General features: G+C 59.9%; 14 protein-coding genes. 8 read left to right on the top strand and 6 right to left on the bottom strand.

What is annotated here, in order from left to right; all coding sequences use genetic code 11:
* Positions 1-2 precede the first annotated feature (2 nt).
* Both CPA54_RS00145 and CPA54_RS00140 read left to right on the top strand, forming a co-directional pair.
* Positions 3-1547 carry a carbohydrate porin gene (locus CPA54_RS00145; RefSeq protein ID WP_249085332.1) on the top strand — a complete coding sequence of 515 codons (1545 nt, stop codon included), beginning with the start codon at positions 3-5 and terminating at the stop codon, positions 1545-1547.
* Between the two features lie 145 nt (positions 1548-1692).
* The gene (locus CPA54_RS00140; RefSeq protein ID WP_081563391.1) at positions 1693-2421 is read left to right on the top strand and encodes a YfdX family protein; all 729 of its coding nucleotides are present in this window, start codon (positions 1693-1695) and stop codon (positions 2419-2421) included.
* 353 nt (positions 2422-2774) lie between these two features.
* Here the strand turns inward: CPA54_RS00140 and CPA54_RS00135 are convergent, their stop codons facing one another.
* Complete coding sequence (locus CPA54_RS00135; protein ID WP_227656462.1) at positions 2775-4448, bottom strand: efflux transporter outer membrane subunit; 1674 nt, start codon at positions 4446-4448, stop codon at positions 2775-2777.
* A gap of 98 nt (positions 4449-4546) precedes the next feature.
* Between CPA54_RS00135 and CPA54_RS00130 the strand changes: the two genes are divergently transcribed.
* Positions 4547-5230: a TetR/AcrR family transcriptional regulator gene (locus CPA54_RS00130; protein ID WP_227449770.1), complete on the top strand. Its 684-nt coding sequence runs from the start codon at positions 4547-4549 to the stop codon at positions 5228-5230.
* Positions 5231-5259: 29 nt separating this feature from the next.
* Here the strand turns inward: CPA54_RS00130 and CPA54_RS00125 are convergent, their stop codons facing one another.
* The 3 genes from CPA54_RS00125 to folD all read right to left on the bottom strand — a co-directional run bounded on the left by CPA54_RS00125 (position 5260) and on the right by folD (position 9129).
* Entirely contained in the window at positions 5260-6837 is a 1578-nt protein-coding gene (locus tag CPA54_RS00125) for a DHA2 family efflux MFS transporter permease subunit (protein ID WP_043562050.1), read from the bottom strand.
* A gap of 8 nt (positions 6838-6845) precedes the next feature.
* Positions 6846-7961: an HlyD family secretion protein gene (locus CPA54_RS00120; protein ID WP_249085331.1), complete on the bottom strand. Its 1116-nt coding sequence runs from the start codon at positions 7959-7961 to the stop codon at positions 6846-6848.
* A 256-nt stretch (positions 7962-8217) separates the two neighbouring features.
* Complete coding sequence (gene folD / locus CPA54_RS00115; RefSeq protein WP_248630301.1) at positions 8218-9129, bottom strand: bifunctional methylenetetrahydrofolate dehydrogenase/methenyltetrahydrofolate cyclohydrolase FolD; 912 nt, start codon at positions 9127-9129, stop codon at positions 8218-8220.
* 140 nt (positions 9130-9269) lie between these two features.
* On the opposite strand from folD, the gene CPA54_RS00110 reads away from it, so the two are divergent.
* A complete protein-coding gene (locus CPA54_RS00110) occupies positions 9270-10334 on the top strand; it encodes a beta-eliminating lyase-related protein (protein WP_249085330.1) in 1065 nt (354 codons plus the stop codon).
* A gap of 247 nt (positions 10335-10581) precedes the next feature.
* Here the strand turns inward: CPA54_RS00110 and CPA54_RS00105 are convergent, their stop codons facing one another.
* The gene (locus CPA54_RS00105) at positions 10582-12126 is read right to left on the bottom strand and encodes a Do family serine endopeptidase (protein ID WP_043562042.1); all 1545 of its coding nucleotides are present in this window, start codon (positions 12124-12126) and stop codon (positions 10582-10584) included.
* A 250-nt stretch (positions 12127-12376) separates the two neighbouring features.
* Between CPA54_RS00105 and CPA54_RS00100 the strand changes: the two genes are divergently transcribed.
* Together CPA54_RS00100 and CPA54_RS00095 are read left to right on the top strand one after the other, a co-directional pair.
* Positions 12377-13036 carry an AzlC family ABC transporter permease gene (locus tag CPA54_RS00100; RefSeq protein WP_249085329.1) on the top strand — a complete coding sequence of 220 codons (660 nt, stop codon included), beginning with the start codon at positions 12377-12379 and terminating at the stop codon, positions 13034-13036.
* Positions 13033-13335: an AzlD family protein gene (locus CPA54_RS00095; protein ID WP_043562038.1), complete on the top strand. Its 303-nt coding sequence runs from the start codon at positions 13033-13035 to the stop codon at positions 13333-13335. The genes CPA54_RS00100 and CPA54_RS00095 overlap by 4 nt, the downstream gene beginning before the upstream one ends.
* Here CPA54_RS00095 and CPA54_RS00090 read toward each other — a convergent pair whose 3' ends face one another.
* Positions 13336-13815, bottom strand: a complete 480-nt coding sequence (locus CPA54_RS00090) for a nucleoside deaminase (protein WP_227431393.1) — start codon at positions 13813-13815, stop codon at positions 13336-13338.
* A 111-nt stretch (positions 13816-13926) separates the two neighbouring features.
* Between CPA54_RS00090 and CPA54_RS00085 the strand changes: the two genes are divergently transcribed.
* Positions 13927-14706, top strand: coding sequence for a pseudouridine synthase (locus CPA54_RS00085; RefSeq protein WP_249085328.1), 780 nt, complete (start codon positions 13927-13929; stop codon positions 14704-14706).
* Between the two features lie 4 nt (positions 14707-14710).
* Positions 14711-15358 carry an RsmD family RNA methyltransferase gene (locus tag CPA54_RS00080; RefSeq protein WP_043562032.1) on the top strand — a complete coding sequence of 216 codons (648 nt, stop codon included), beginning with the start codon at positions 14711-14713 and terminating at the stop codon, positions 15356-15358.
* Positions 15359-15438 lie beyond the last annotated feature (80 nt).

Here is a 15438-nt window from a genome sequence, read left to right as displayed (position 1 = left end):
TTATGCCTGCCATATTCTCTTGCCCCATACGGCAGAACGTACCCATTTCTCTAAAAGAACTACGCCGTTATTCATCAGTTTTTCTCAAAAAGCTGGCCAGGCACTGGTCCTGGCTGCTGCCAGTCGCCCTCTTCTGCTTCGCCACCCCCGGTGCGCAGGCACAGGTACTTGATGAAATCGTCGGTAACGAACCCCTGCTCCGGGTTGATACCCCCCTGCCTGCCCATGGCGGCTATACGACCTCGGTTCCTCCCTTTGGCAGGCCGGAGGCCCTCTTTCCCCATGGCTTTGGCATGACGGACTGGCTGCGCAAACGGGGCATTGCCCTCCTCCTCGACAACACGAATGAATTTGCCGGGGCCATCACGCCGCCCAAGAAAAACTATCCCAACTCCCAGCATTTCGCACCCTACAAACAGGGCGCCAGCAATGCCGGGCAATATGCCGCCTCACTCAACATAAACTGGGAACAGCTCATCGGGCTGCGGGGTTTTTCCACACACAGCATTGTTGTCGGCCGCTATGGAACAACAGCCAACCGCATGTTTGGTGACTGGCTGAACCATGCATCGGAAGATTACGGCGGTGGCGGCAATGTGGTTGTCCATCTCGTCATGGCCTATGGTGAAGAAGACCTGTTCAATGGCCGCCTTGCCATCGCTGCCGGCCGCATGGCGGAAATGTCGGACTTCCAGAACAGCCCCCTCTTCTGCAACTTCCAGAATGGCAGCATCTGCGGACGGCCCAAGGCCGCCACGGACAGCAGCTTTGTCAGCGGTTATCCTGCAGCTGTCTGGGCTGGGCGCATCCGGGTCCGTCCCTCCCGCTTCCTTTATATACAGAGCGGCCTCTATGCCGGAGAAAACGGCATCTACAAGAACGAGCAGCACCGTACCGGCTTCAAGTTCAATGGCGGCAACATCAACGGGTTCCGCCTCCCCTTTGAAATGGGATGGGAGCCCCTCTTCGGCAAAAACCATCCCGGGCATTACAAGATCGGCGGCGTGATGATGACCGCCCCCAGCCCCGACAATTATCTTGATGAGCAGGGACGTCCCTACGCCCTGACCCATGGCAGACCCCGCACACGGCATGACGGTTACGGCGCCTGGTTCATGGCCGACCAGCATATCCTGAACCATTACCACAGCAGCAAACGGGGCATCACGCTGCTGGGGGGGTTCCTCTATAATGATAAACGGATCGCCCTGCGGGAATGGGAAGCCTATGGGGCTCTCATAGACCGTGGAATTTTCCGCTCCCGCCCCTTTGACACGTTTGGTCTTTCCTTCACCTACGAAAAAATTGCCCCCGGTGTGCAGGCCACCGAGACGATGATGCTGGACACACAGCAGTTCAGCCGCCTCCCGGACCATGCAACTGGCATACAGCGTCATGCCGCCGTGTTTGAAGTCAACTACGCCATCCATGTCTATCGGGGTGTCATTTTTCAGCCACTGCTGGAATATTTCTTCCGCCCCAATGGCCAGGGCAATCTCCGGGATGCGGCTCTGCTTGGCTTCAAAAGCCATATCGAGATTTTCTGAGAATTTTCAGCCCGATCATAACAGTTGCACATGAGCTGTTTTTAAGCTGTTATCACTGTGATCGGGATGACCTGCATCCTGCGCAGAGGGGCTGCAACCATCTGCATGGGAGGGCATCCTCCATCCTATGAACAAGGATATTTCCATGCGCTTCAATACACTGCACAAGGGCCTGGCCCTTTCCCTTTTCGGCCTGGGCGCCCTGACCACATCCGCTTTCGCCGATGATGCCGCACCGGCCAGCAACAATGCCCCTGCCGCCGTCTCCAGCAAGCATGTGAAAAGCGTGCGCAAAAAAGAGCATCGCGCCTTCCATCATCTCTCCGAACACGGCCAGAAGGCCATGGCGAACATCGTGCAGGCCCAGCAGTTTCTCGCAGCCGGGCAGAGCGAGCAGGCCCTGCCGGCTCTCAACGCCGCCGTGACCCACCTCCAGGCAGCCGCCAAGGCCCGTGAACAGTTCACAGCCGCCGAAGCCGACCTGCACCCCGCTCCCCAGCATCCTGTCTCCAGCAGCCACACACCCCAGAACGGTCCGACGGACTGGGTCCCGGTCGGGGGTGAGGTCATCGCAACAGACATGCTGGAACCCAGCAAAAAGAGTGCCGTGGCAACGGCTAATGCCCAGCTGAAGGCCGGACAGACCGATCAGGCCGCCCAGACCCTTCAACTCGTCGGGCAGGACATCGACTTCATCATTGCTCTGGCTCCGCTGAACCAGCTCCAGGGTTTTGTGAACCGTGCCCTGATCTTTGCACAGGGTCACAATCCCCAGGCTGCCAACGTGGCCCTGAACGATGCCCTGAACACGCTGGTCTTCGTCTCCGAAAATGTCGTGACCGAAGCCACTGCTGCAGCCCAGAAAACCAAATAAGGCTTTCTCCTGTTTCTGCTGGAGACGGGATTGCCCCAAAAGAAAACCGGCATGAATACATGCCGGTTTTCTTGTATTCATTCCCCCTGATCCTGCCCCACAACAAGGTATCCACGTAGTCCACACCCCCGAAAAGAGGTGTGGATAATCACTCACACAATACAATGAAGGTGGCCATTTTCTGCGCCCTCGCACCTGTGGAAAACTCTGTGGGCAAGAGATGGCTCCCCTTGACAGCGAGTCTCATCAGCAAGACCGTGGAGTCGCAGGATCATGAGGAAAAAACCATGCACAGCCACTGCTGGCAGGCCAGCACAACCTCCCCGCCTGCATGGCTGTTTCCCCGCCCTTTTTCAGTGTGTCGTTGGCTGCGCTGCCTGGCTGACCTGCTCCTTATCAGGCAGGGTATCAGACCAGCCCCCACCCAACGCATTGTAGAGACGGGCAAGATCCGTTGCGAACGCACTGTCACTGGCAGCCAGATCAAGCTGGGCTTCCTGCAGTTTCTCCTGTGCTTCCAGAACGGACAGGTAAGTCGCCAGACCAGCCCGATACTGGCTGGTTGCCAGAGACAGAGCCCGCTTCTCGTCATCCACGGTCTTTGCCAATCCTTCATGATGAATCTGCTCATCATGATAGGCCTGCAAGGCATTATCCACCTCATTCCAGGCCTGAAGAACCGTCTGCCGATATTCCACGGCTGCAGCACGCTGTGCTGCCTTTTTCAGACGAAGCTGACCATAAAGCCGCCCGCCCTGGAAAATGGGGAGAGAGATGCTGGGCCCGACATTCCAGGCACGGGCATTCCAGAACCCAAGGTCCCGGAAAGACAGGGTCTGGAACCCGAAATCTGCCGTCACGGTCACCTTGGGATAGAAATCCGCTGTGGCCTCACCAACTTCTGCTACCGTTTCCCGCAGATGCTCTTCCGCCTCCCGGATATCCGGGCGACGATGGGCCAGTTCCGATGGCAGACCAGCCGGAACGAAGGGGGGAACAGTCGGCACACCCGCCGTCTGTCCAAGCTCCTCATTCAGGCTTTGCGGTGGCATGCCCAATAACAGGGCTATGGCATTCTGCTCCCGCGCCACCGTCTCATCCAGATTGGCCTGCTGGGCCTCAATTCCATGAAGACGGGCCTTCATGCTGTCCACATCCAGCTCCGTAACCAGCCCGCTCTTATAGCGGCTCTGCGCCAACGAAAGCAGATTCTGCACGGTGGCATGGCTATCTGCCAGAATGCGCTGACGTTTCTGATCACCCCGCAGCTGGAGATAATCACGGGCCATGTCGGCCTGACGGGCAATGAGAATGCTGCGCCGTTCCTCCTCGCTCATCTTCATCAGATATTTTGCCGCCTGATACTGGTAGGCCACACGCCCCCAGAGATCGATCTCATAGGTTGCATCAATCTTGTCCTGCCACTGGTTCAGCAGCGGGACCTGGGCCTCTTGGGAGCCCTGAAGAAAATTGGCCTCCTGCGCTGGCAGGTCTGGGAACCCCTTGCCTACACGCTTGAAGATTTCCTGAAGCTGCTTGGAGCTGTGCTGCGAGCGCACATAGGTTCCGTACGCTGAAAGACTGGGGAACCGCTCCGCCCCGGCAATGATCATCTGGGCCCGGCTCTGCGCCAGATTCTGTGTAGCCAGAAGGAAAGACAGGTTCTGCGTGGCCACACGGTCTTCCAGAGATGTCAGCTCAGGGTCGTGAAAACTCTTCCACCAGGCATCCGCCATGGGCAGCTCTGTCACGACAGAAGCGGGAGAGGCCTGTTTACTGGTCCTGTCCTCCGGCGCTGCATTGGCCCCATGAGGGCCATTTCCTTTGGCAGATGCCCCCTTGCCGGACGGCTGGTTGCTACCATTATGCAGGTCATAATGCGGCGGGGCCCAATCCTTCGGCTGATGATATTTAGGGCCGACCATAAGGCACCCCCCCAGCCCCAGCAGAGCCACCCCAGACAGAAGCTGCCAGCTGAAACCGCGTGAAGACAGGTTTCCCACTCCCTTACGGACGGAACGGAACAAATGAGCGTCTTTCACTGTGAAGCTCCTGTAGAATTATCAACATAAAACGGGCCAGAAACAGATCGCCCATATGGACCATGCCGCCCCAGCAGCCTATCATGCCCCTCCATACGCAGGAGCAACCCTTCCACAAAACGATGACCCAGACCGAACACCCGGCCCCCTGTCCACCCCGCAACAGCAAAGCGGCTTCCCGCAAATGCGAGCAGATACTCCAGAGTGCTGGACAGCTTTTCCTCCAACAGGGCTATGAGCGAACCTCCATGTCGCAGATCGCTCATCTGGCAGGTGTCTCCAAAGGGTCGCTCTACAACCATTTCGAGAACAAGGCTGATCTGTTCACGGCTTTTTTCGAAGAACGCAGCCGCACACGCCTCAACACGCTGAAATCCGTATCCCGGGCGCCTCAGCCTGACCTGCGCACGGCCCTCAGGCAGGCAGCAGCCACCATCATCACCCTGATGATCGACCCGGAGGCCATAGGCCTCTACCGCATCGTCGTGGCAGAGGCCAACGAGTTCCCCAATCTGGCAGACACGCTCTGGCATTACGGTGTCTCCCGGACACTGACCGGCCTTGCCGACTGGTTTGCAGAAAAACATGCAGGCGGCCAACTGGTCATTTCTGACATCGACCTTGCTGCCGAGCAGTTTCTCACGATGTGCCAGACCCGTATCATCCACCGGTGCCGCCTCTCCCTGCCCGTGGACACCAGCCAGAACAGCATAGACGGCGTGGCTACCATGGTGGCGGAGAGTTTTCTCAGGATGTACGCTCCCTGAAACAATCATCCGGCGGGGCTGCTCCGCTTTCAATGGCCACCTCCCCCCTGGCCACCGCCCTTCATCGGGGACATGAGGAAGCAGAACGGCACGATACAGAGAGCCATGATCCCTAGGACATTGAAGAGCTGATTATAGGCCAGCATGGCCACCTGCCGCAGAAACTCCTGATACATATGGGCAACGGCAAAAGCATGCGCACGCAGCGGGGCCAGACCATGCGCTTCCGCCAGCTGCTGGACATGGAAAAGATAGTTTCGGAACTCTGGCCGTGAGGCAATGGCGTGTGAGGACACATCCGTCTGCTGAACCTGACGCATTTCCGTCAACGCCGCTGTAGAGAGCGAAATAGCCTGTGACCCGAAATAGTTCCTTACCATACTGAACAGGGCCGAAGCATCGCCGTTCAGCTCCCTCGGCAAGGTCGCATAGGCAATGGTGGAAATGGGCACGAACAGAAAAGCCAGTGGGGCTGTCTGTCTCATGCGGCAAAGTACCAGATACCAGAAGTCCACATCGGAATAGAGCGTGGCTGCGAAGAAGCAGGACAGGGCCATGAAGAAGAAACCCAGCCCGATGAGATACCGGACCTGCACATGCTTCATCAGCATTCCCACAAAGGGAATCAGCACCATCACAGCCATGCCACCCGGTGCCATGAGCTGCCCTGCAATGGTGGCCGTGTAACCCTGCACCTGCTGGGCGAACTGCGGCACAATCACGGCGGACGCATAGAGCAGCACACCCACAGCCCCGATCATGAATGTTCCGAGGGCAAAATTGCGATCCTTCAGCACGCTGAGCCGCAGAAGAGGATTCTTGGCCTTGAGCAGCCAGATGATGGCCCCAAGAGTGCACAGCCCCCCGATAATGGCCATGGTCGTGATGAAAGACGAGCCGAACCAGTCGTCATCCTCACCACGGTCCGCCATGATCTCCAGGCAGCCAAGACCCAGCGAGATCAGACTGATGCCGACAACATCCACCCTCTCCTTCACGGCCTTCACCCATGGCGGATCTTCCACCAGTGCAATCACGGCCATGACCGTCATGATGCCGAAGGGCACGTTGACGTAAAAAATCCATCGCCATGAATAGGTGTCCGTGAGCCATCCTCCTACCAGCGGCCCCAGAACCGGCCCCACCACGATGGCCAGGGCCGTCAGACCGAAGGCTGCGCCACGTTTTTCTGGCGGGAAAATGTCCAGAATGATGGCCTGCTGCACCGGCTGCAATCCACCGCCAAAAAAACCCTGCATCAGGCGGAAAATTACCAGCATGGGAAGAGAGGTGGAGAGACCGCAGAGGAAGGAGGACATGGTGAACATCGCCACGCAGATGAGGAAATACCGTTTCCTTCCAAACCGCTTCGCCAGCCAGCTCGAGATCGTCAGCACGATCCCATTGGCCACGAGGTAGGAGGTCAGCGCCCATGTGGCATCATCGTAAGAGCTGCCCAGCGAACCTGCGATATGCGGCAGAGCCACGTTGACAATTGTGGTATCCAGCACTTCCATGAAGGCTGCCAGCGTCACGACAACCGCCACAAGCCAGGGGTTGTGCCTGGGCTTCCAGTTGTGATGCTCCTCTGTCGATGTATCAGCCATCGCCGGCCTCACTCATCCACATGGACGGTTGGCTCGACCGACATGCCCAGGGAAAGAGGCCGTTCATCATCAAGCCCGCTGTCGATCAGGATTTTCACGGGAATGCGCTGCACGGTCTTCACGAAGTTCCCCGTTGCATTCTCAGGCGGAAAAACGCTGAAAGATTCACCGGACCCCTTCTGTATGGTGTCCACATGGCCCTTCAGATGCAGCTGGGGGTAAGCATCCACCTCAATCTCGGCCTTCTGGCCCGGCCGCATGTGGGCAAGCTGGGTCTCCTTGTAATTGGCGACGATCCAGACATCCCTGGCCACGATGGAGAACATCTCCTGCCCTGTCTGCACAAAATTGCCCTGCTCCACCGTACGCTGCGACACCCAGCCATCCCGTGGGGCCCGGATGTCCATCCAGTCCACATTCTGGCGGGCCAGCTCCAGCTCGGCCTGGGCTGATTTCAGCGTGGCCTGTGCCTGTGTGTAATGGGCATAGGCATTGCCAATGTTCGCATCCACCGGCTCAGCCTGTGTCAGCTGCCCCTGTGCCTGAAGGACGGAGGCTGTCGCCTCATCCAGCGCAGCACGGGCATAGTCGATATTCTGCTGGGTCGTAGCAGCACGTTCCACACGATGCTGCCGGACATAATCCGTCTGCGCCCGGAAGAGGCGGGCCTTGGCTTCTTTCAGGGCACCCTGGGCAGCCATCAACTGGCCGGGATAATTCTTCTGCGCCACGGCGTAAGAAAGGTTGTAGGACACCATGTCCGCCTCGGCCTGTGCTACGGCAGCCTCAGCCCGATGCAGTTGTGCCAGATAGTCCCGGCCATCAATCTGCACGAGGAGATCACCCTTGTGCACAAACTGGTTGTCGTCCACCAGCAGGCGGGAAACATACCCGCTGACATGCGCCGCAATGGAAATCTTGCGGCCTGTCACATAGGCATCATCCGTCTCGACCTTGTTCCGGTTGAAAAAGAGATATAGCCCGATCCCCAGCACGACCATGACCAGAATAAGGACCAGAATGAGCTTCCGTGCCCCACGGTCCCTGAACGGCCTGCCCGCCTGCTGCTCCTGTCCACCCTGTGTGGCAGACTGCGTATCAGACTGTGTAGCGGACTGTGCCATGGTCACCTCTGGAATATGAAAATCATCCGTCCCCCGTCCTGCCCGGCCAGAAACCTCGTGGCATGATGGGACCAGCAATGCTGTGGGAGAAAAATGACCAGTCGGTCATTCTGTGCATGAACAGGCGATATCCCATCCATGTGGAACAATCAAGCAATTGTTGGGCAATTGCCACGACAGTGCCATCATCTGCCCAGCCATGGCTGCCTTGCGCAGGGCGAAAAGACCATGCGGCAGCCAGGCCAGCAGAACCTGTTCAGCCCTCTGAAGAAGCCCTGCGACGACTCGCTGCCTGAAAGGTATTGTGCAGCAGGCAGGCAATGGTCATCGGCCCGACCCCACCCGGAACAGGCGTGATATGCCCGGCAATCTGGCTTGCCTCCTCAAACACCACATCCCCGACGAGACGGCTCTTGCCCTCCGGGGTCTGCACACGGGTGATGCCCACATCAATGACCGTGGCACCGGGTTTGATCCAGCTTCCCTTCACCAGCCCCGCCTTGCCGGTAGCCACGACGAGAATATCCGCCTCCCGGGCCAATACCTCGATATTGCGGGTATGGATGTGCGCCACCGTGACCGTACAGTTGGCCCGGAGAAGAAGCTGCGCCATCGGCTTGCCAACCAGATTGGAGGCACCGATGACAACCGCATGCATCCCGGTCATGTCCTCATGGACGGACTGCAACAGCTTGAGACAGCCCAGCGGTGTGCAGGGCACGATGCCATTCTCCATTCCCAGCGCCAGACGGCCCGTATTGACCTCACCCAGACCATCCACGTCCTTGTCAGGATGGATGGCGTTGGTCACGGCAGCAGCATCAATCTGCGGTGGCAGCGGCAGCTGGACGAGAATCCCGTCCACCTTGGGATTGGCATTCAGCTCCTCGATCAGGGCCAGAAGCTCCTCCTGCGAAGTGCTTTCCGGCATCATCTGCATGAAAGACTTCATCCCCGCCCGATGTGTCTGGATCGCCTTGTTCTTGACATACACCTCCGAGGCCGGGTCATTGCCAACCAGAACAACGGCCAGACCGGGCAGCTCATGCCCCTGCTCGACCAGATGTTCAACCTGCTCCCGGATCCCGGCCGTCATGCTGGCGGCCATGGCCTTGCCATCAATCAGTGCCGCCCCGCCATCTGCGTGTACGCTGGATGCTGCCGTCATGCTCAGTAACCCTCTGCCAAACCCGTATTCCCGCCTCTCTATGCCCATTGGACAAGACATGACAAGACCCGATCTTTCCGCTAGAGACTGGAAAACGGAAATGGACAGCCTCTCCAGCCAAAGACGAAGGAACTCACCCCGTGCGTGACGATCTACGCAAGAATTTTGCCAGCGATAATGTGACCCCTGCCTGCCCGGCTGTCATGCAGGCCATCGCTGAAGCCAATACCGGCAATGTTCCTTCCTACGGTCACGACGATCTTTCCCTGGCCCTGAACCAGCGTTTCGGAGATGTCTTCGAGGCAGAAGTTGCCGTTTTCCCCATCACGACAGGGACGGCGGCCAATTCACTGGCCCTCTCGGCCATGGTGCCACCCTATGGCAGTGTCCTCTGCGACCAGAGCGCCCACATCAACACCGAGGAAGGTGGTGCGCCGGAATTCTTCATGCAGGGGGCCAAGCTGGTCGGCCTTCCCTCTCCAGAGGGACGGATGGACCCGGCCAGTCTGCCCCCCACTCTCCAGCTGAACCGCAGCAAGGGTGTTCTGGCCCCCCCTTTTACGGCCCTCTCCCTGACACAGGCCACGGAATGGGGTACGACCTATTCCTGCGAGACCATTGCCGCCCTGTCGGAAAGTGCCCATGACCACGGGCTGACCGTTCACATGGACGGTGCCCGACTGGGCAATGCCATTGCCCATCTGGAATGCAGCCCCGCCGACACCACCTGGAAGGCGGGCATCGATGTCCTGAGCTTTGGCGGCACCAAGGCAGGAGCCATGGCCGCTGAAGCCATTGTCTTCTTCCTCAATGACCGGACCCGCCCAATGGTGGATACCATGACCCGCCGCATCAAACGGGGAGGGCATCTATGGTCCAAACAACGGTTTCTCTCAGCCCAGCTTCTGGCCCTGCTGCATGACGGCCTCTGGCTGGAAAACTGCCGCCACGCCAATGCCATGTGCCAGCGTCTGCGCCACGGGCTGTACAAACACCCTGCCGTAAACCTGCCCTTTGCCACGGAGAGCAACGAAATCTTTGCTGTCCTGCCAGAAGCACAGGTAAAGCAGCTCCACTCCGAGGGCTACGCATTCTACACCTACCCCACTCCCCAAGGAGTCCCGGGGCAGCTGGTCCGGTTTGTCACCAGCTTCTACACACGCCCTGAAGATGTGGATGCCCTGCTGGAAAGTCTCATCAGCTGACAGGCCGCCAGACAGCACGACCATGAACCGGAGCCCGGAAGCAGCAGCGCCCTGACAGGCCATCACGGCACTGGGTCGCTGGATTTACGGGAAGTCCAGCCAGAGGGCCACATGGCCATCCATTCTGGTAAATGGTCCCCGCTGCCGGGACTGGAGCAGACCATACGGAAAATCCTGCCCTTCCCGTTACGGAAGAGCAGGATTTGCACGGCAGTCTCAGAAAGACAGCAGAAACCGGGCCGGTATCTTACTGGCTGTCCTCGCCATCTTCATCACCATCCCCCGAACCATCCGGAGAAACGGCCACAAAGAGCTGCTGGCCATCCCGCAGGATCCGCAGCAGCGGAGGCTGATGCTGCCTGAGCGCCTTCTGCACCAGCGCGACCACGGCATGGGGATTGGCTGTCATCTGGTTGCCTACCGCCACGATGATGTCCCCGGGACGGATGCCCGCATGGTCGGCAGGGCTGCCCTGCCCCACATCGGCCACAACACAGCCCTGCACGCTGTCATCCAGCCCCAGCTCCTGACGGATCTTGGGCGTGAGCACGCCAAGAGCCAGCCCGAGCTTGCCAGACGGCGCTTCTGCCGTGCTGCCATCCGTACCGGCCCCTTCCTGCCCGCTGCGGGCCTGATTGCCGACCGTAACGGTCAGGGACACCGTCTTGCCATCCCGCAGCACGGTAAATGTCCCCTTGGAACCCGGCGCCATGGATACGACCTTCACGGCGAGGTCGTGCGCACTGCGGACATCGTGACCATCCAGCGACAGGACCACATCGCCACTCTTCAGCCCGGCCCTGTCTGCCGGTCCCCCCTTGATGAGATTGGCCACCAGCGCCCCATGGGACGGGGCACCGGGATGGTCGCTGCTGACCAGCCCAAGGGCACGGGCCATGGTCGGGGTGATGTCCTGCGTCTCCACACCGATGAAGCCACGCACCACATGGCCAGTAGCCCGCAGCTGATCCACCACCGAGCGCACCGTGGCGGACGGAATGGCAAAACCAATCCCGATGGACCCGCCACCATTGGGCGACATGATCATGGAATTGACACCAATCACCTTGCCATCCAGCGTGATGAGCGGGCCACCGGAGTTGCCGTGATTGATGGGCGCATCCACCTGTATGAAGTCGTTATAGGCACCGGAATGGAGGTCACGCCCCAGAGCGGAAATGATGCCCGCCGTCACCGTACCGCCCAGACCGTACGGATTGCCGACGGCCACGACCCACTGCCCCGGCTGCACGTCGTCGGAATTGCCCAGCTCGACATAAGGCAGATGGTCGGCCTTCACACGCAGCAGGGCAATGTCCGTCTTGGCGTCATGACCGATGACCTTTGCTGGCATGGTCGTCCCGTCATCCAGCTTCACGCTGACCTTCGTGGCACCATTGATGACATGATTGTTGGTCACGATGTAGCCATCAGCCGAAATGATGAAACCCGACCCCCGAGCCTCCACCATGCGGTTGGACGGCATACCTGGCATCATCTGGAACGGGAAGGGAAAGGACGGGAACGGGAATGAAAACCCCTGCGGCCCGCCATTCCCTCCGGATGGTCCCCCTTCTTCATCATCAGCGCCCTCGCGGATATGGGCCGTGATGGACACGACTGCCGGTTTGACCTGTTTTACGATCTGCACAAAGTCGGGAATCCCCTGCCCGCCCGACATCTGCGGACGGATGGGAGCATTCTGGGCCACGGCAGGCAGCGGAAGGCTGGCCAGACCCAACACGGGCAGCATGGCCATGCATGCCAGAGACAGACGGGAAGGCGATTTCATCGCAGAGATTTCCTGACGCTAGATGTTAAACTCTTATCAACTGGAACTGTCCTACTAGATAGGAACAGGGCAGGCCGCTCTGCAAGCAAGTGCCACATAAAAGAAATGTAAGGCATGGCCAGCCATGTCCCTCTCCGGCCCTTTCCCAAGGCTCTTGCTGACAGGGCGGCATGATTTTACAACAGGCACCATGCAGACCACATCCCCCCCCATCAGGCAGGGCACATTCTGGCCGGAATTTCTCCGGGGCATGAAGACATCCCTGCCGCTGCTCATCGCCTTCGTGCCGTTCGGCCTCCTTCTGGGCAGCAGAGCCGTACAGAAGGGGTTCTCCATTGTGGAAGTTCCCCTGCTGACAGGCCTCAACTTTGCTGGTGGGTCAGAATTCGCCGCTGTCGGCCTCTGGTCCATTCCCCCTGCCATCCTGCTGCTGGCCGGGGTGACCTTCCTCATCAACAGCCGTCACATTCTCATGGGGGCAACGCTGGCCCCGCATCTGCGCCATCTGCCTCGCTGGAAGATCTTTCTGCTGCTCTTCTTCATGTGTGACGAGGTCTGGGCGCTCACGCTGGCTGACCTGCATGACAGGCCGGGATGCCGCTTCAGCACCGGCTTCTATGGCGGCATCACGGTCTGCCTGTATTTCTGCTGGCTCATTTTCACCTTCATGGGCGGCTATACAGGCAACCTGCTGGGTGACATGACCCGCTATGGCGTGGACATGGCCTTTCCCGCCGTCTTCATCATGCTGCTGAAGGGCATGTGGAAAGGGGCCCGCAATGCCCTGCCATGGTGTGTCAGCCTTGGCGTTGCCGTGCTGGTCTATCACCTGCTGCCCGGAGCCTGGTATGTCCCGGCCGGAACGCTGGCCGGAATCATCACGGCCCTGCTGGTGGTGAGGGGCGCATGATCCTCCATCTCCCTGCCCTGCTGGCCATTATCGTCATGGCTCTGGTGACATACCTGACACGCATCAGCGGCTATCTGCTGCTCGCAGGCCGCTGCCTCTCGCCCCGCATGCAGGCCATCATGGACATCGTGCCCGGCTGCGTGCTGGTAGCCGTCATTGCCCCGGACTTTGCCACAGGCCGCCCGGCGGACATTCTGGGACTGCTCGCCACCATTCTGGCCGCCACACGTTTCTCCCTCCTGCCCACCATGCTCTGCGGAATCATCACGACGGGGCTGCTCCGGGCCGTGCTGGGGTAATCAGTCCCTCTGCCGCAGCACCCGGAAGAAACGCCGAAGCTGCGCTCCGGCCTCACGTTCCCGCACACCACTGATGATCTCCCCGGGCCGGTGCAGGCAGCCCGGCCGGGCAAAAAGACGGGGCCCATGGTCCACCCCACCCCCCTTGGGGTCGTAAGCGCCATAGATCACGCGACTGAGCCGGAAATGGGTGATGGCCGCAGCACACATCGGGCAGGGTTCCAGCGTCACGACCAGCGTGCAGCCTTCCAGCCGGGCCGTGCCACAATGGCGTGCTGCCTGCCTCATGGCCAGCAGCTCGGCATGAGCGCTGGCATCGTGATGATCCTCGACATGGTTGCGGGCCATGGCCAGAACATGCCCCTGCCCATCCAGCACTACGGCCCCGACAGGCACCTCCCCCATGCGGGCAGCCTCATCCGCCAGGGCCAGGGCCTGCTGCATGGCCTGCTGTGTTGTCATGACGGCGGGAAAAGACATGCACACGCACCCCTGATACTGGAAAACCAACCACAAAATCCCTCCCTGACTGCTTTATAGAGCCGTAAATGGATTGCCAAGGAAAGGCCGGACACTGTATGTCCGCAGGTTATGAAAGATGTTGCATCCCCTTCCTCCGAAACACAGCGTGGTGAACGCATTGCCAAGGCTCTGGCCCGCCGCGGGGTGGCCAGCCGCCGTGACATCGAACGGATGATAGGGGAAGGCCGCATCACCCTTGGTGGCAGCCCGGTCACCCATCCAGCCACTTTCATCAAGCCGGGTGATGTTGTCTGCGTGGATGGCAAGCCCGTGGACCCACCCCAGCGGACCCGCCTCTGGCGCTATCACAAGCCCGCCGGGCTGGTCACGACCCATCACGACCCGGAAGAACGCCGCACGGTTTTCGACTCCCTGCCCGCCGCCATGCCCCGTGTTGTCAGCGTGGGACGGCTGGACCTGAACTCCGAGGGACTGCTGCTGCTGACCAATGATGGCGGCCTGGCCCGTGAGCTGGAACTGCCCTCCCGCCAGTGGATCCGCCGTTACCGTGTCCGTGTTTTCGGTCTTGTGGATGAACGGCGGCTGAAAGAGCTTGCAAAAGGCTGTGTGCTGGATGGTGTGCAGTATGGTCCCATCGAGGCAACGCTGGATTCCTCCAAAGGGGACAATTCATGGCTGACCGTCAGCCTGCGGGAGGGCAAGAACCGCGAAATCCGCAAGGTCATGATGGGCATGAACCTCCATGTCAGCCGCCTCATCCGCCTCTCCTACGGCCCCTTCAGCCTTGGCACTCTCAAACCCCATGAGCTGGAAGAGGTCTCGCACAAGACCCTGCTGGAGCAGATTCCGGGCCTGAAGTCCGGCAGGACCGGCAGGACACGGTCCTGACACCATGAGGATCATTGCCGGTACAGCCCGCAACCGTCGCCTTCAGGTCCCCGCAGGGATGACCACCCGCCCGACAGCCCAGCGCGCCCGGCAGACCCTCTTTGACATGCTCATGCATGCTCCCTGGTTTGGCCGGGATGAGCTGGAAAAAGCGCTGGTACTGGATGCCTTCGCCGGTACGGGTGCCCTGGGGCTGGAGGCCCTCTCCCGTGGGGCACGGTTTGCCACCTTCATGGAAGGAAGCCGTCCCGGCATTGCCGCCCTCCAGGCCAATCTCCGCAGCTGCGGCATGGCGGACCGTGCCCGCCTGCGCCATTGTGACGTAACCCATCCCCCCAAGGCGCCTCAGCCTCATACGCTCATTTTTCTCGACCCTCCCTATCACAAAGGGCTGGTGCAGAAGGGCCTGCGCACATTGTGGCGTGCAGGCTGGGTGGCTGACGGAGCCCTGATTGTTGCAGAAACGGAAACCACGCCCCTCCAGAATGATGGCCGGGACCCTGGAGAGCCCTTCCAGCCCTTCCATGCCCATCTCCTGCCCAGCCTTGCGGCTCCCCCGCCAGAACTGCTGGCACAGCGCAGTTTCGGCGCTGCCACGCTGCATGTCTGGCGCCATGATGGCAGTGTCAAAGGCAGCCGCCCTGTGCCCTGATCCGGGCGAACGGGTGGTTCCGCTTTCCAGAATCAGTCCGGACAGGCTATATTGCGGGCCGATCATGCCTTCCTGACCCG

This window comes from Parasaccharibacter sp. TMW2.1890 (assembly GCF_023337645.1).
In the GTDB taxonomy this organism is placed as follows: domain Bacteria; phylum Pseudomonadota; class Alphaproteobacteria; order Acetobacterales; family Acetobacteraceae; genus Bombella; species Bombella apis.
Note: the sequence above shows the minus strand (reverse complement) of the source record. Positions and strands in the feature narration are given on the sequence as shown.

Coding starts and splice junctions, on each gene's coding strand:
- CPA54_RS00085 (WP_249085328.1), top strand. CDS start 13,927: ATGAAAGATGTTGCATCCCCTTCCTCCGAAACACAGCGTGGTGAACGC.
- CPA54_RS00095 (WP_043562038.1), top strand. CDS start 13,033: ATGATCCTCCATCTCCCTGCCCTGCTGGCCATTATCGTCATGGCTCTG.
- CPA54_RS00100 (WP_249085329.1), top strand. CDS start 12,377: ATGAAGACATCCCTGCCGCTGCTCATCGCCTTCGTGCCGTTCGGCCTC.
- CPA54_RS00105 (WP_043562042.1), bottom strand. CDS start 12,126: ATGAAATCGCCTTCCCGTCTGTCTCTGGCATGCATGGCCATGCTGCCC.
- CPA54_RS00125 (WP_043562050.1), bottom strand. CDS start 6,837: ATGGCTGATACATCGACAGAGGAGCATCACAACTGGAAGCCCAGGCAC.
- folD (WP_248630301.1), bottom strand. CDS start 9,129: ATGACGGCAGCATCCAGCGTACACGCAGATGGCGGGGCGGCACTGATT.
- CPA54_RS00140 (WP_081563391.1), top strand. CDS start 1,693: ATGCGCTTCAATACACTGCACAAGGGCCTGGCCCTTTCCCTTTTCGGC.
- CPA54_RS00120 (WP_249085331.1), bottom strand. CDS start 7,961: ATGGCACAGTCCGCTACACAGTCTGATACGCAGTCTGCCACACAGGGT.
- CPA54_RS00145 (WP_249085332.1), top strand. CDS start 3: ATGCCTGCCATATTCTCTTGCCCCATACGGCAGAACGTACCCATTTCT.
- CPA54_RS00130 (WP_227449770.1), top strand. CDS start 4,547: ATGCCCCTCCATACGCAGGAGCAACCCTTCCACAAAACGATGACCCAG.
- CPA54_RS00080 (WP_043562032.1), top strand. CDS start 14,711: ATGAGGATCATTGCCGGTACAGCCCGCAACCGTCGCCTTCAGGTCCCC.
- CPA54_RS00090 (WP_227431393.1), bottom strand. CDS start 13,815: ATGTCTTTTCCCGCCGTCATGACAACACAGCAGGCCATGCAGCAGGCC.